The 15,444-nt window shown below is 71.2% G+C and carries 11 protein-coding genes and 1 pseudogene; 6 read left to right on the top strand and 6 right to left on the bottom strand.

The window, feature by feature from the left end; all coding sequences use genetic code 11:
- Positions 1–195: 195 nt before the first annotated feature.
- From ACFZDJ_RS48760 to ACFZDJ_RS48750, 3 genes and pseudogenes are all read right to left on the bottom strand, one after another.
- Positions 196–939 carry a DUF1775 domain-containing protein gene (locus ACFZDJ_RS48760; protein ID WP_391069299.1) on the bottom strand — a complete coding sequence of 248 codons (744 nt, stop codon included), beginning with the start codon at positions 937–939 and terminating at the stop codon, positions 196–198.
- A 40-nt stretch (positions 940–979) separates the two neighbouring features.
- A complete protein-coding gene (locus ACFZDJ_RS48755) occupies positions 980–1,591 on the bottom strand; it encodes a hypothetical protein (RefSeq protein ID WP_391069297.1) in 612 nt (203 codons plus the stop codon).
- A 240-nt stretch (positions 1,592–1,831) separates the two neighbouring features.
- Positions 1,832–2,561 (bottom strand): annotated as a pseudogene (locus ACFZDJ_RS48750) (ABC transporter permease); the annotation flags it as partial.
- Between the two features lie 359 nt (positions 2,562–2,920).
- Between ACFZDJ_RS48750 and ACFZDJ_RS48745 the strand changes: the two are divergent.
- A complete protein-coding gene (locus ACFZDJ_RS48745) occupies positions 2,921–3,796 on the top strand; it encodes a PhzF family phenazine biosynthesis isomerase (protein WP_391069296.1) in 876 nt (291 codons plus the stop codon).
- A 115-nt stretch (positions 3,797–3,911) separates the two neighbouring features.
- Here the strand turns inward: ACFZDJ_RS48745 and ACFZDJ_RS48740 are convergent, their stop codons facing one another.
- Complete coding sequence (locus ACFZDJ_RS48740) at positions 3,912–4,355, bottom strand: nuclear transport factor 2 family protein (protein WP_390939730.1); 444 nt, start codon at positions 4,353–4,355, stop codon at positions 3,912–3,914.
- Positions 4,356–4,744: 389 nt separating this feature from the next.
- On the opposite strand from ACFZDJ_RS48740, the gene ACFZDJ_RS48735 reads away from it, so the two are divergent.
- Together ACFZDJ_RS48735 and ACFZDJ_RS48730 are read left to right on the top strand one after the other, a co-directional pair.
- On the top strand, positions 4,745–7,639 hold the full coding sequence (locus tag ACFZDJ_RS48735; protein WP_391069294.1) for an AAA family ATPase: 2,895 nt from the start codon (positions 4,745–4,747) through the stop codon (positions 7,637–7,639).
- Positions 7,640–7,778: 139 nt separating this feature from the next.
- Complete coding sequence (locus tag ACFZDJ_RS48730) at positions 7,779–9,407, top strand: protease pro-enzyme activation domain-containing protein (protein WP_391069291.1); 1,629 nt, start codon at positions 7,779–7,781, stop codon at positions 9,405–9,407.
- A 281-nt stretch (positions 9,408–9,688) separates the two neighbouring features.
- On the opposite strand, the gene ACFZDJ_RS48725 is transcribed toward ACFZDJ_RS48730, so the two are convergent.
- Positions 9,689–10,963, bottom strand: a complete 1,275-nt coding sequence (locus ACFZDJ_RS48725) for a molybdopterin-dependent oxidoreductase (RefSeq protein WP_391069288.1) — start codon at positions 10,961–10,963, stop codon at positions 9,689–9,691.
- 1,049 nt (positions 10,964–12,012) lie between these two features.
- On the opposite strand from ACFZDJ_RS48725, the gene ACFZDJ_RS48720 reads away from it, so the two are divergent.
- On the top strand, positions 12,013–12,996 hold the full coding sequence (locus ACFZDJ_RS48720; protein ID WP_391069285.1) for a zinc-binding dehydrogenase: 984 nt from the start codon (positions 12,013–12,015) through the stop codon (positions 12,994–12,996).
- A gap of 306 nt (positions 12,997–13,302) precedes the next feature.
- On the opposite strand, the gene ACFZDJ_RS48715 is transcribed toward ACFZDJ_RS48720, so the two are convergent.
- Positions 13,303–13,452, bottom strand: a complete 150-nt coding sequence (locus ACFZDJ_RS48715; protein ID WP_391069282.1) for a hypothetical protein — start codon at positions 13,450–13,452, stop codon at positions 13,303–13,305.
- Between the two features lie 186 nt (positions 13,453–13,638).
- On the opposite strand from ACFZDJ_RS48715, the gene ACFZDJ_RS48710 reads away from it, so the two are divergent.
- Positions 13,639–14,268 carry a PAS domain-containing protein gene (locus ACFZDJ_RS48710; RefSeq protein WP_391069279.1) on the top strand — a complete coding sequence of 210 codons (630 nt, stop codon included), beginning with the start codon at positions 13,639–13,641 and terminating at the stop codon, positions 14,266–14,268.
- Complete coding sequence (locus ACFZDJ_RS48705) at positions 14,265–15,434, top strand: alanine racemase (protein ID WP_391069277.1); 1,170 nt, start codon at positions 14,265–14,267, stop codon at positions 15,432–15,434. Before ACFZDJ_RS48710 ends, ACFZDJ_RS48705 begins: the two co-directional genes overlap by 4 nt.
- Positions 15,435–15,444: the final 10 nt, after the last annotated feature.

Genomic DNA, 15,444 nt, shown 5'->3' with positions numbered 1-15,444 from the left:
CAACCGCGTCTCCAGGTCACGTCGGACGGCGTCGGTCGGATCGCGCCGTACCGGTTCAGGAGTCGGATCGGCCACCGGCCGGGTTCCGGAGGAGACATGTGGCGCCCGTCACGCGAGGACGGACCGTCCGGTACGCCACGTCGGCGGACGGACGGTCTGCCCTGCCGACGGATGTGCGTCGGCAGGGCAACGGGCCTACTCGGCCCGAGATCCCGCGGAGCGGCTGCGCAGGACCGCGAACACGGCCGCGGCAAGCCCCAGCACACCCACGATCAACCCGCCGATGCCGAGCCCGCGAGCCGTCGAATCGCTGCTCGACGCGGTCGACTTGGAGCTGTCGGAGCTTTTCGGGGTCGCCGACGAGTCGGTCGAGGCACTGCCGCCCTCGCCCTCCGCGCTCTTGGCCGTGAGCTTGAGCACCGGCGCCGGGTTCTCCGGCTCCTCGCCACCGGACGCCTCCTCGATCCAGCGAACGGTCTTGCCGTCGGAGTACGTCTGCAGCGTCTTGAAGGTCAACTGGTCCGTGTCGTCGGGCAGTTGACCGAAGGCGACGTTGAAGTCCTCGTACTGGCCGGCCCCGATCTTGCCGCCGGTCCAGCTGATCTCGGAGACGGCTTCGGTGATGGTGCCGTCGTCGGTCTTGACGGGCGTCTTGAGCTTCGTGGTCGTCACCTTGGCGGTCCAGCCGTCCTGGGGGGTGACGAGCACGCCGAGGACGGGGTGGTCGGTGGGCAGGAAGACCTGGACCTTGGTGGTACCTGCCGTGTTCTCCTCGTTGGGGACGCGGAAGGTCAGAACACCGTCGGTGGCGCCCTTGGCGTAGCTCTCGGGGTGGACGGTGACGTGTGCGGAGGCGACGCCGGCGGCGGTGAGGACCCCGGCGGCGGCGAGAGCGGTGACGAGGCCGGCGCGGCGCAGAGTGGTGCGTGTCGTGGACATGAGTGAGTGGATCTCCGTACTGACGAAGCGAGGTCGAGGGTCAGATCGCGTACGACGTCCCCGTCGGCGGTCCGCGCCGGTGCACGGCGTACCGCAGCCGCATCCGCCACAGCGTCCACGTCCCGTCGGCAGCCCGGCGCCCCGATTCCGGTGCGTTCGAGACGCGCCGGAACCCTCTGATCGCCTGCCACCAGGCGCCAATGCCCGGCACGAACGCCACCGCCCAGCGCAGCAGCGACCACAGCGCGGCCTCGCCGCGCCGCAGCCACCAGGTCAGCACAAGGGCCGCCGCGACATGAGCGGCGGTGGCGTGCGGCGTCAGCGCGTGGGAGTCGGGATGCGAATGGGACATGCGCATCCCGTGCATGACCATCACGGCATGCGGCCGACAGGCGTCGAACGCCAGGTGCAGCCCTCCTTGGGCCGCAAGCGTCCCACCGCCGATGCCGACCAGCGAGCGCTCCCGCCCGCCCAGCAGACAGCCGACCACGAAGACCGGCACGGCGCCGACGACCTGCACCCACACGGGTGGCGCCGCGCCCATGGCCAGCAGGTGTCCTCCGGCGGCGAGCAGCACACACAGCACGGCGAACACCGCCGCGCGCAGACTCCGTACCGCCAGGGACACCCTCACGCCACCCGATGCCGCCATGCAGCCATGCAGCCAGAGGATCTCTCCCCTTCACCGCGCATACGCACCACCGCCACGTCCTACCTGGTCAGACCTGCCCCCCTTTACGAGTCGGACGCGGACACCGTTCAGTTCCCGGCTCGGCTGAGATCTTCCGCGCATCGCGCCGGTGTAGCCCCTGCCGGCTGAAGGTCCGCAGCCGTAGCACCCGGTGGGAGGTCGCGCCATGTCCGCCGTCGAGGGACCTTCGGCGCCAAGGAATCACTGGTTCGGGACGGTGGGTAGGTCATGCCGTGCCCTCGCGCCTGCCCGCCCGAAAGGTCGCGGCCATCGCACGCCGTCCGCCGCGGTCACCGCCGGCGCGCCCAGGAGTGCGAGTACGGCGGCCGGCACGAGGACGGTCCAGGGGGCGCGCTCGGCATAGCGCTGGTTCTCGGCGAGCAGCAGGCCCCGTTCGGGGGACGGGGGCTGGGCGCCGAGACCGAGGAAGCCCGAGGGCGGCGAGGGCGATGCCGGGAAGCCGGAGCAGCGCGTGCCTGACCGGCGGTACGACGGCGGGGAGCGGGTCGCGACGCAGGAGTTGGAGCGGGCCGGCACCCAGGGCGCGGGGGGCGAGCACGTGCGTGGTCGCCCGTTCCTGTCGGAGCAGAGCGGCGGTGTGTGCGGCCGGCAAGGCCCAGGCGACGGCGGCCACCGCGAGCGCGGGCGTCGCCGAATCGCTCCCCGCCACCGCCGTGACGAGGAGCGCGACCAGGACCGGCGGCAGGGCGTTGACGGTGTCGGCGAAAGGTCCCGAGAAGCGGGGTACGAGGCCGAGCACCAGACCGGTCAGCAGGGCGACGGCGCTGATCGCGAGGGCGAGCGTGTCAAACGCGCCGTGGGCGATGTGCGCGAGGACGTCACGGCTCAGCGCTTCGGTGCCGAAGGGGTGCGCCCAGGAAGGGGGTTGAAGACGCAGGGTCGTATCGAGGGCGAGCGGGTCGGTGTCGAGCAGGGTGTTGCGGGCGGAGATGAACGCGTCGAACTTCCCTGCCGGCACATCACTTTCGAGCCGTGAGTACTCACGTACCGTCAGCTTGATCTTGAAGCCTGCCTTCTCCAGCTGCTGCTTCAGCACCTGGGCAATCTCCGGCAGCTCGGGCCGGTTGTCGTAGGTGGCCAGGGAGACCGAGACGCCGTCGGCTTCCGCAGCCTTCGGCCGCCCGGCCGGCTTGAGGCGCTTGCTCTCGGCCCAGGTCACGGCAGGTCCGAAGACACCCACGCCGGGGTCGGCGCGCCCCGCGCAGGGCGTTCGTGCGCGCCGTGCCGTCGTCCAGGAATAGCCGCGACCCGCCCCGCGTTGCCGCGGACATGACGACGAATGCGCCGCGGCCCGAGGTACTGCGATACACCGCCTTCTCCAACGCCCCTGACGGCGGAAACCCGGCCGGCGTCGTTCTGGATGCCACCGCCCTGGACGACGGCGACATGCTGGCTATCGCTGCCGACCTCGGATACTCGGAGTCCGCGTTCCTGACCGCGCCCCCGGAGAGTCTCGGCGGCCAGGAGGGACGGGCGTACAGCATCCGTTACTTCAGCCCCAAGGCCGAGGTGCCGTTCTGCGGGCACGCCACCATCGCGACCGCCGTCGCGCTCGCCGAGCGGATAGGACCCGGGGAGCTGGTATTCGCGACGCGCGTCGGCGCCGTACCGGTGGAGGTGGCCGAGGAGGGCGGGACCGTCAGGGCCACACTCACCAGTGTCGAGCCGCACATCGAGGAGATCGCCGACGCCGACCTCGCGGAGGCGCTCGCCGCGCTCGGCTGGCCGGCCGCCGATCTCGACCCGGCCTTCCCGCCCCATATCGCGTTCGCCGGTGCCCGCCATCTCGTTCTCGCGGCGGCGACACGCGCGCGCCTCGCTGATCTCGCGTACGACTTCGCGCGCCTCGAAGCCCTGATGCACCGCTTGGACCTGACCACGGTCCAGTTGGTGTGGCGAGAGTCGGCCACCGTCTTCCATGTCCGTGACCCGTTCCCCGTCGGCGGCGTCGTCGAGGACCCGGCTACCGGCGCCGCGGCCGCCGCGTTCGGTGCGTACGCCCGTGAGCTCGGCCTGGTCCCCGAGGACGCCGTCCTCACCCTGCGTCAGGGCGAGGACCTGGGCCGCCCTGGCGAACTCACGGTGACGCTGCGCGCGGGTGACCCGCGCGTCCGTGTCAGCGGCACGGGAGCTCGCATCAGCTGAAGCGCCAGCCATGACGCTGGGCAGACACAAGTCTGCCCAGTCGTCACAGAGGCGCTCCTCACCCTTTTGATCACGTTTCGGACAGGCTCGTTGATGAAAGCCGGAAACCGGGACCTCAGGAAACATCCTTCCGCAACGACGCGATGAGGCGGTCAAGGTCTCCGCGTGCCGTGTACGTACGGATCGGGTCGATGTAGTCGCGCGACTCGACAATCCGACCGTCCCGGACACGCATGACGAAGACGCAGGGCACCTTGGTCATGGAGTCGTCCGGCAACGTGAACTCATAGGCGAACTCGGCGACGATCACTTCAGGATCGGCGGTCTCGTGAACGACGACATCGACGACCCGCCTCTTCGGCAAGGACTCCCGAACTTCCGGCGGCACCGTGAAGTGCCCCTGGAGCGCACGCCGACTCGTCAACGGCTCGGACTCCGGCGTCGCCATCGGATGCCGGACATCGGTGACCTCGCCATACAGGTCAGGCAACTCGTCGACGTTCCCGCCAGCGACCCCATGAACAAGCCGGAGAAACACCTCACGCGGACTCAGACTCACAAGACCTCCCCAAGTAATGCGTATAGGCGGCTAGTGATCATTGTCGCGTGATCCAGGCCGGTCTTGCGGACTGTTTCGACCAGCAGCACCCCGCCTGCCCGACCAGCCGGGCGGGCGGCAGCGGCAGCGGCAGCGGCAATGAGGGGCATGGCACCCGCAGGGACCTGGACCTCGACGTACGGGCGGCGCGGCGGACGTCATTTGACAAGGCGAATCCGCGAAGGTTGTCATGAACACATGCTGCGATGCCTTGGGACCTGCTGCACTCGCCGAGCCGAGGGCTCAGATCTGGGCGCCGGTCGCAACCCGTCACTGGGCGCGGCGTGCGCGAAGACCGTGGGTGCCACCTCCAGGGCAATGGGTGGGCGGCTGCCATGGGAGTACGGTCATTGACCGGGCGCCGCGAGCTGCTCGACACCGCCCGGGCCGAGTTGACTGCCCGCCCCGGAGTGCTCTTCCACGGTCCCGCGGGGATCGGCAAGTCCATGCTCGTTGCCGCCCTCATGGCGTCCTTGGCCGCGCATGACCGGCCGGGCGGCACGGTGCTGCACTGCTCGCCCGCGGAGGAGGACGCCCGGCTCCCGTTCGTCGGCCTCATCGACCTGTTCTCGCGGCTGCCGGAGAGCTGCCTGGAGGCCCTGGCGCCCGCGCCCCGGGCGGCTCTGAGGGAGGCCCTGCTGCGCGGCCGGGAACCGGTCGGCGAGCAGAGCCGTCTCGCCGTGCGCGTCGCCGTCCTCGAAGTGCTGCGTTCCCTCGCCGCCACCGACCCCGTTCTGCTGGTCGTCGACGGACTCCAGTGGCTCGACGAGCCGAGCGCCGCTGTGCTCGCCTTCGCCGTACGCAGGGTCGAGGGCCTCGACATACGGATGGTGGCCACCGAGCGGGTGGCCGACGGCGAAGAGCCCGAACGGCTGCGCTGCTGTCCGCCGGGCACGGTCGAACTTCCCGTGCCGCCGCTGGCGGAAGGCGAGGTGGCACACCTTGTGCGCACCAGCATCGGCGGCGACCTACCACCAGCGGTGCTGCGCGCGATCCAGGACGCCGCTGCCGGGAACCCGTGGTACGCACTGGAGTTGGGGCGGGCCGCCACGCGCGACGGAGGGCCCGTCGGCTTCGGACGGGCGCTGCCCGTACCCCGAAGGCTGCGTACCCTGCTGCTGGAGCAGGCGCGTACGCTGCCGGAAGCAACGCGGCACACCCTCCTCGTCACGAGCGCCGCCGCCCGCCCCAGCCTCACTCTGCTGCGGGCCGCCGGACTCCATGACCCCGCCGCGGACCTCGCGGAGACCGAACGACTCGGTGTCGCGACGGCCGACGCCGACGGGACCGTACGTTTCCGCCATCCGCTGATCCGGGCCGCTGTCTATGCCGACGCCTCGGAGTACAGCCGTCGGCAGGTGCACGCCCTGCTGGCTCGCGCGGTCACCGAACCCGTGGAGCAGGCCCGCCACCTCGCTCTCGCCCACCCGCACGAGGACGAGACCACCGCCCGCACACTGATGTCCGCGGCCGAGTCCGCCCGCCGCCACGGCGCACCCGATGCCGCCTTCGAACTGGCCGAGCTCGCTGTCCGACGCACCCCCGGCGACCGCTCCGCGGATCGCGCCGACCGGCTGCTGACCGCGGCCGAGTACGCCTGCGACGCCGGACAGCTGGAGGAAGCGGGGCAGGCGGCCGAGACCGTGCTCGCCGAGTCGGGCTCGGCGCGGCAGCGGGTGCGGGCCCGGCTGATCATGCTGCGCAACGCCGGGCAGGCGCTGGAGGGCGCCCATGAACTGATCGAGGAGGGCCTCCGGGACGCTGCCGGCGACCCGGAGGCCGAGGCCTGGCTGCACCACTGGGCGGCGGTACGCGGCCTGCTGTGCGGGGAGTTGGAGGAGGCGGCCCGGCATGCCCGGCGCGCTGCCCGGCATGCGGCCCGGGCGGGCGACACGGACACCCGGATCGGGGCGCTCGCCACCCTCGCCCGGGTGCAGTCCCTGGCAGGGGAAGCCGTCGCCGCCGGCGCCGCGCTCGAGGAGGCGCTCACGCTGGTCGGCGGCGCCGACGCCGGCCCGGAGAGCTGGGGACTGATCCGGATGCGGGCGATCCTCGCCCTGGACTCGGACAAGGTGACCGAGGCACGGGACCAGGTCGCCGGACTCCTTGCGGAAATCGGCGAGTTCGCCGGGGTCGAGGAGGTCATGGCGACCTTGGTGTCGCTGACCCGTATTCAGGTGCGCTCCGGGCACTGCCGGGAGGCGCTGCGCACCGCCGCCCGCTGCTCGCGCGCCATGGCCGAGACGGGCGTACAGGCGGCTCCGGCGCTGTACGCGGCGGCGCTCGCGGCGACCGCGGGCGGCACCGCCGACGATGCGCGCCACCTCGCCGAGCAGGCGGTACGGGCCTCGGAGGCGGACGGCGACCGGTTGTTCCTGCTGCGTGCGCTGGCGGTGCTCGGGCAGGCCGAATTGCTCGTCGGCGACCCACGGGGGGCCGCGGCCGCGGTCGAGGCGCTGCAACGCGCCAAGGAACTCGGGGAGGCCATGTCCGCCGCCGACCCGCCCTTGCTGCACTGGTACGGCGATTTGGCCGAGGCCCTGGTCGTCCTGGGCGAGACGGACGCGGCCGGGGCTGTGATCCGCGAGGCCCGCACGCGTGCGTCCGGCGATGCGCCCGGGAGCGTCATGGCAGCTCTGGAGCGGGCGGAGGGGCTGCGTGAGGCGGGGCTCGGCCAGGCGAAGGAGGGGGCGGTACGGCTGCGTTCGGCCGTGGACCGCCTGCGTCAACTTCCTCTGCCCGTGGAGCTGGTGCGCACTCTGATCGCGCTCGGCGCGGTCGAGCGCCGCGCGCGCCGCAGGAACGCGGCGCGAGCGGTCCTCGGCGAGGCCCTGGAGACCGCGACACGGATCGGCGCCGCTCCGCTGGCGGCGCGGGCCAGGGACGAGCTGGCGCGGCTGGAAGCCGGAGAGCGGAGCGGTGAGGCAGGCGCGGGCAGGCCCGAACTCACCCCCACGGAAGCCAGGATCGCCGGACTGGTCGGCGGCGGGGCCACCAACCGGGAAGTCGCCGCGGAGCTGTTCATCAGCGTCAAGACGGTGGAAGGTGCCCTGTCGCGGGTCTACCGCAAGGTCGGGGTGCGCTCGCGCACCGCGCTCGCCCATGCGATGGCGGTCGCCGTCATCGCGTCCGGGGCGGCCGTGGATTCCGGCGACGACGACCAAGTGAAGCCCCCGACCCAGGCGGTGATGACGAGTCAGGCCGGCCGGGTGCGGATTCCCCGGCGCCTCGACACGCGCCGTTGATGTGACATCCGCAGTTCACGCGACATCCGCAGTTAACACGTGACGCAAGGGTTCCCCCGCTTATGCGGGTGGGGCTGATGTTCCTACGGTGAAGCCGTTCCGCTTCCGGGACACCACCCCCACTCTCCGGAGGACCTCAGTGAAGTCACGCCTGAAACTGCTCGGCCTGGTCGCCGTGCCGGCTCTGCTCGCCGCCGCCGTCCCCACCGCTTACGCCGCCGGCACCGCCCAGCCGCACTCAACCCGCGCGGCGATCACCGGAGATGTCCTGAAGGGCCTGAACCACAACGCGACCCACACCGGCAACGTCGCCGCCGGGAAGCGGATATCGGTGGCGATCAGCCTGGCCCCCAGAGACGACAAGGCGCTCGACACCTTCGTCGCGAAGGTCAGCAACCCGCGGTCGAGCTCCTACGGCCACTACTTGACGAAGCGTCAGTTCGCGGCCCGCTTCGGCCGGACCGACGCCGAGATCAAGAAGCTCAAGGACTACCTGCGCGCGCAGGGGCTGACCGTAGGCACCGTCCACTCGGGGAACCTCCTGGTCGACGCCAGCGGCACCGCCGCCCAGCTGGAGAAGGCCTTCGGCACCAAGCTGTCGACCTGGAAGGACGTCGCGTCGGGGCGCTCGTTCTACGCCAACGACAGCGCGCCGACCCTGCCGACCGCCATCGCCTCCCTCGTCAGCGACGTGTCCGGCCTCAACAACCGCGCCCAGCTGCACCACCAGGCGCCCTCCACCGTGACCCCGCACAACGGCCCGGGCGGCGGCTACACCCCGGCCCAGATCAAGGGCGGCTACAACGTCTCCGGTACGTACACCGGCAGCGGCCAGAAGATCGCGCTCCTCGAGTTCGACGGCTTCCAGCAGTCGAACATCACCAAGTACGACACCAACTACAGCCTGGGCTCGCCCACCCCGACAGTGCAGAAGGTGGACGGCGGCTCCGGCGCGCTCGGCGACGGCCAGGTCGAGGTCGAGCTGGACATCGAGGTCCTGCACGCGATCGCCCCGAAGGCGAACGTCACCGTCTTCGAGGGGCCCAACTCCGACGCCGGTGAAGTCGACACCTACCAGGCCATCGTCGACAGCGGTATCCCGACCACGTCGATCAGCTGGGGCGCCGCCGAGAGCGCGCGCACCACCTCCAACATCAACGCCGTGGACGCCGTCTTCAAGGCGGGCGCCGCCGAGGGCCTCGGCTTCTACGCGGCCTCCGGGGACGCCGGCTCCGACGACGCGGGCGACGGCGGCACCTCCGTCGACTACCCGGCGAGCGACCCGTACGTCACCGGCGTCGGCGGCACCAAGCTGACCGTCACCTCGGCCAACGCCTGGAGCAAGGAGGTGGCCTGGTCCGGGGGCGGCGGCGGCAAGTCCTCCGTCTTCAAGATCCCCAGCTGGCAGACCGCGGTGCAGAAGAGCGCCGGTGGCGGCTACCGCCAGGTGCCGGACGTCTCGGCCCACGCCAACCCCAGCCCCGGTGTCTCGATCTACTCGCAGGGCTCCTGGTCCTCGGTCGGCGGCACCAGCGCCGCCGCGCCCGAATGGGCGGCGTTCGCGGCGCTGTACAACCAGCAGGCCACGGCGGCCGGGAAGGCCAACCTCGGATTCGCCAACCCCGCCCTCTACACGGCGAGCGGCACCGGCTTCCACGACATCACCAGCGGCAGCAACGGCGACTACTCCGCCGCCACCGGCTGGGACTTCACCACCGGATGGGGCTCGTACAACGCCGCGACCCTGGCGAGCAAGCTGCTCGGCTGACCCCCAGCGGCTGAAGGCCAACCAGTAGAGCGCGGGCCGGGATCACTCCCGGCCCGCGCTGCGGGTCTGCCTGCGTCCCTGCGGCCCGAACCGTCCCGACTCCGTCGCACATGAGTCCGCTCGTGGGCCCGGCTCACGAAGTAGGCTGCGCGGCAAGCCTTTCAGGGGGGCCGCCATGGCGAAGGTCACCATCAGGACGTGACAGTGGCCGCGCGCCGGCTGGTCATGTGGTCCGGCTCGCCGCCTCCGACGGCACCAGCTTCGGACGGGACGGCTGTCCGTCACACCACGCTCACCGGATGCCGCACCACCGCGTCGAACAGGTAGCCCTGTGTGTTGGGCACGGCGATGTCCGGCTGGGTACGGCCGGCCGTGTCCGTGGCGCGGGCCAGCAGGTGGGTGGCGCCTGGGGCGGCGGGCTGCCAACTGAGTGACCAGCGGGTCCAGGTTCCGGCACGGGGCCGGTCGTGCAGGCAGGCGTGCCGCCAGTTCACCCCGCCGTCGGTGCTGACGTCGACCTTGGCGACGGCGCCCGCACCCGACCACGACCGTCCGTGCAGTACGTGCCTGCGGCCCGCCGTGAACGTGGCCCCGCTCGCCAGCTCGAAGGCGCTCTTCGTGGCCTGCCGGGTGAGCGGCCCACTGCCACCCTCCGGGTAGGAAGGGCCGAACAGCCGGTAGAAGGTGGTGTTCCAGGGCGAGTAGAGCGGCTGCGCGGACACCTCGATGTCGCCGACCCACTTGATCGACGCGATCCCCACCCAGGAGGGCACCAACACCCGCACCGGGTAACCGTGGTCGTACGGAAGCGGCTCACCGTTCATCTCGTACGCGAGCAGTACATCGTCCAGCGCCTTGGCCAACGGCAGCGGACGGCGTACCCGGCCCAGACTCTCGCCACCGCTGACGTACTCGGCGTCCAGGCCGCGCGGCTGCACGTCCGCGGCGTACGGGGACAGCCCGGCCCTGCGCAGCACGTCGGCCAGGCGCACCCCGCGCCAGCGAGCGACGCCGATCGCTCCCAAGGTCCACGGGGTGCCGGTGACCGTCTCGCCCTGCTGTGTCGTGTAGGAGGAGCGGCCGTTGCCGGCGCACTCGACAAAGGCCGTACGGGTGACGGCCGGCATGGCTCGCAGATCGTCGTACCCGAACTCCACAGGCCGGTCCTCGCCGGGCGTGCCGCGCAGACCGCTCCCCCACAGCCTCAGCCGCCAGTCGTCGGCTTCCAGGACGGGGGTGGCGGTGTGGTTGCGTACGAAGAACAGCTCGTTGGGGGTGTGGTGGCCGGTTCCCCGCAGCGCCTCCCAGCGGGTCTCGGCGTTGGTGCCGCGCGCGATGAACCACTCGGGCGGCAGGGGCTTGACGATGGGACCGTCGGCGGCGTGGGCGGGCCGTGTGGCGCCGAGCGCGGTCCCGGCGGCGGTGGCGGCGAGCAGGGTGAGCAGCCGACGGCGGGTGACCCCGTCGGCCCTGGCCTCACCGGCGAGCCACTGGCGCAGTCTGCGACGGTCGTAGTCGGTCTCGTGGTGGTGACCGGCGGGGGTGGGTGAAGGCATGGCGGGTCCTCGTCATGAGGGGGGCGATGAGCACGAGAGGGGCCGGCGCGGGCCAGGGCACGGGCATCCGCGGGTGGGGCCGGTGCGTGCACAACTGGCCTGTTCAGCCGAGCTGTTGCCAGAAACGTGAGGGGGTGCGTGATCAGCCGGTCGTCCGACACAGCGCGGTGGCCACCCGGAGGAGGTCCACGGCGCGGCGGCGAGTCAGAGGCTCTGACAACGGCATGGCGGGATGCAAGCATGTGGGGCGGAAGGTGTCAACGGAGCCCTCGGACGACCTTCCGCCAGGCGCGAGCGCCGTCGCCGTGGTCACCCACGGCGTAGTGCCGGTTGGCGCGACGCCCGCACGGCCCATGGCCGAGGCACCGAGGAACGTTCGCCTCGACCGCGGCCTTCTTGCCACCCTGCGCACGGCTCTCGGCGTTCGAAGCAGGTTGCCGCACTTGTACACGAACTCAGCTCCCGGCGAGGGCCGTTCAGGTCCACAGCGATGATCGTCTCGGATGCTGGCAGTCCGTTGACGCCTTCGAGTCACCCATGCTTGCATCGCCGCATGCCGCGCCAGTCGCTGACCTGCCGCCGCTGCGTCGACCTGGTACGTGTCGCAGCCGCGCTCTGTTGCGCCGCCATCCGCTGACCACCCGTCAGTCCGGGCGCTGAACGCCTCGCGCGTCACGCCGAGTTCCTGAGCTCGCCCCACCGGTGCGCCGCCGAAAATGTCTGCGCCCCGAACCCTCCTGTCGACTGTGCGAGGAGACACTCATGCCCGTACCCGGGGAGTCCTGATCGGCCTTGCCGTCGGCGCCTCGCTCGGTCTGCTCCTTGGCGGCCTGGTGGGCCTCTCCTGGACCGCTCGGGCCGTCGTGACCGGGCTGGACTCGGGCTCGCACAGGACTGGCTGCTCCTCGCGATCCGGCTGCTGGCCCTCCTCGGCAAGGCGAGCGACGCCCTTCTGAGGGCGGCGGAACACCACGTCGTACGCCGGTGGAGCCAGCGCCGCGGCGGCCGCACCCGAACTGCCACCAAAACCCATCACAGGAGGACACGTCATGCGCGCGATCGGATTCGAAGAGAACGGCGGGCCCGAGGTCCTGCGCACGGTAGAGGTGCCGATCCCTGAAGCCGGTCCCGGAGAGGTGCTGGTCCGGGTGGCCTACGCGGGAGTGAACTACGCCGAAGTGCAGCACCGCCTCGGCGACTTCGGCCCGCCGAACCCACTCGACATCCCCGGCATGGAAGCCTCCGGGCATGTCGCCGCGCTCGGCGAGGACGTCAGCGGACTCGCCGTCGGAGACCCGGTCGCCGTGTACCTGCCCGACGGCGGCGGCTACGCCGAGTACGCCGTCGCCCCGGCCCGCTTCACCTTCCCGCTGCACACCTCACTCGGCGAGATCGACCTGCGGACCGCCGGCGGGGCCGCACTCGTCCTGCCCACGGCCTATGGCGTCCTCGCCGGAGCGGCCCGGCTCCACCCCGGCGACAGCGTCCTGATCCATGCGGCGGCCGGAGGCGTGGGTTCCGTCGCCGCCCAGATCGCTCGCGCACTCGGCGCGGACACCGTGTACGGCACCGTCGGCAGCAGCGACAAGGCCGAGTACGCCAAGCGTTTCGGATACGACGCGGTCTTCCCACGGGAGGACTTCCCCAGCGCGGTGCGCGACGCGACCGGCGGGCGAGGCGTGGACGTGGTTCTCGACCCCGTGGGCGGCCCCACGCGCCTTGCCAGTCTGGACCTGCTGGCCCCCTTCGGCCGTGTCGCCTTCTACGGCGAAGCCGCTCGCCATCCCGACCTGAACCTGCCGCTCCTCCCAGTGTGGAAGAACAATCGCGCGCTGACCGGCTACAACATCGGTGACGTCTCCCGACGCGCCCCCGACCTCCTGCGAACCCATGGTCTGGCAGCCCTGGAACTCGTCGCCTCGGGAAACGTGCACATCGATGTCACCGACATCCTTCCGCTGGCTGCCGCGGCCCGGGCACACGAGCGGATGCAGGCGGGACGCAACGTGGGGAAAACTCTGCTGGCCGTATGAAGGGGCGGCTGAGGCAGCCGGGAATGTGGCCGCGGCGGCGGTAGCAAGTCGCGGAGGACCCATCGAAGCCGTCCGACGGCAGCACGCACACCAGCGTGCCGGGACGCTCGCCGCGGCTGATGGCTTCCACTCCGTCGAGGCCGGTCCACATCTCGGGACGGGGTACGGGTGGGAGCGACCCCGCAACCGGCACGGACACCGCGCGATCCGCGCAGGGACCATGGCGAGGGGTGATCGGCGCCCAGCAAGCCAGCCTCTGACTGCTCGTGCCGAGTATGTGTCAGTCAGCCGATCCGCTGGCTAGCCTCACGCGTACTTGGCTCCTGCATCGCGGAGCAGCCGCTCGAGGCCGGCGTCGTCCGGGCGGCGTCCCTTGAAGTGAAGGCGCGCTGGTGAGCTGAGCAGCCGGAGTGTGATGGTCGCGGCCGGTGCGGGGCTCACGGCGGGACTGGTCATCGGAAGCGTCCCCCTGCCGGATCACCCCCAGCGATGAGGAAGTGGCCCCACTCGACGCCCGGCCTGGACTCTGGACTTTATGTCTACACCCTGGACTTTTAGTCTACGCTTCGGCGTGAAGGTGTACGGCGGTGTGGAGGTGGGCTGATGTCCGATCGAGCAACGGATGCGATCCTGGCCGCTCTGATGCCTGTCGTCGAAGGGCTGGCGGCGACGTTCGGTCCTGCGTGCGAGGTCGTCCTGCACGACTATCGCCGGGGCGACCGGTCCGTCGTCGCGGTGGCCGGGCAGGTGACCGGCCGACAGGTCGGTGGGGCGCTGAGCGAGATCGGCCTCTCCATGCTGGCCAAAGGCGACGATGCAGCCAATGACCTCAACTACGTCACGCATACCCCGGGCGGTCGTGTCGTCAAGTCGTCGACGATGCCGCTGCGGGACGAGAAGGGGCATCTGTTCGGTGCGCTCTGCGTCAACCTCGACGTGACCGCGCTGCGCCAGGCCGGCGATCTCCTCTCGGCGCTGGCCGGAGCCGCGCCCGCGCAGATCCCGACCACAACGTTCGCCAACGACTTCGACGAGGTGGTCGATGTCATGGTCCGCGCGGAGGAACTGGCTCGGGGAAAACCGATCGACAGCCTCACCCGGGGTGAGCGGCTCGACCTGCTCCGCGCCTTCGACGAACGCGCGGTGTTCGCCGTGCGGAACGCGGTCCCACGGGTTGCCGCGAGGCTGGGAGTTTCCCGGTCTGCCATCTACGCGGACCTCGCGAAATGCCGCGGAGCCGTGATCGAGGGGCCGGAGAGGGAAGAGTCATGAATCATGATCCGACAGGGGGCGCCCCGTCTGCGGGCACTCTGGACGAGCCCGGAACACCGTTCCTGGCGCTGGACCCGGGCAAGGCCGAGGCGAACATCGCCCGACTGCGCGGACACCTGGACGCTCTGGGTGCGGAACTGCGCCCGCACGTCAAGACAGCCAAGTCCGTGGACGTCGCGCGGATGCTGTTCAACGGCCGGCCGGGGCCGATCACCGTGTCCACACTCGCGGAGGCCGAGGCGTTCGCCGAGGCGGGCTTCACCGACATCCTCTACGCGGTGGGAATCGCCCCGGACAAACTCGGCCGTGTGATCGCCTTGCGTGAGCGCGGGGTGGATCTCGTCGTGCTGCTGGACAGCCTGGAACAGGCCGCCTACGTCGCCCGCGCGGCCCGCTCCGGCGAAACGCGGGTCCCCGCGCTCATCGAAGTCGACTGCGACGGTCACCGCGGCGGTGTCCTGCCCGCAGACCCGGCCGCCAGACAGATCGCGCAGGCTCTCGTGGACGGCGGAGCCGAACTGCGCGGGGTGCTCACCCACGCCGGCGAGTCGTACTTTGCGGACGGCCCGGTGGCGCTCGCCGCCGCCGCGGACAACGAACGCCGTTGCGCCCTCAAGGCCGTCGAAGACCTGCGCGCGGCCGGCCACCAAGCCCCTGTCGTGAGCGTAGGTTCCACCCCGACCGCGCACTTCGCGACCGACCTCACCGGAGTGACCGAGGTCCGGGCGGGGAACTTCGTCTTCTTCGACCTCGTGATGGCCGGCATCGGGGTGTGCACCATCGATGATCTCGCGATGACAGTCGTCACCACGGTCATCGGACATCGCCCGGACAAGGGATGGATCGTCACCGACGGCGGATGGATGGCGACCTCACGCGACCGCGGCACCTCCGTCCAGCGCGTGGATCAGGGGTACGGTCTCGTCGCGGACCTCGACGGCCGCCTGTACGAGGACCTGGTGATGACTGACGCCAGCCAGGAACACGGCATTCTCTCGATCCGTCCGGGAAGTGGCGCCGAACTGCCGGACATCACGGTCGGCACCCGGGTGCGCATCCTGCCCATCCACGCCTGCGCGACCGCCGCGCAGCACGACGTCTACCACGTGACCGCCCCTCGGTCCCGGACTGTGCGCTCCCGGTGGCAGCGCGTCCGGGGCTGGTGAAGGAGAGACC

Source organism: Streptomyces sp. NPDC007896 (genome assembly GCF_042959425.1).
In the GTDB taxonomy this organism is placed as follows: Bacteria; Actinomycetota; Actinomycetes; order Streptomycetales; family Streptomycetaceae; genus Streptomyces.
Note: the sequence above shows the minus strand (reverse complement) of the source record. Positions and strands in the feature narration are given on the sequence as shown.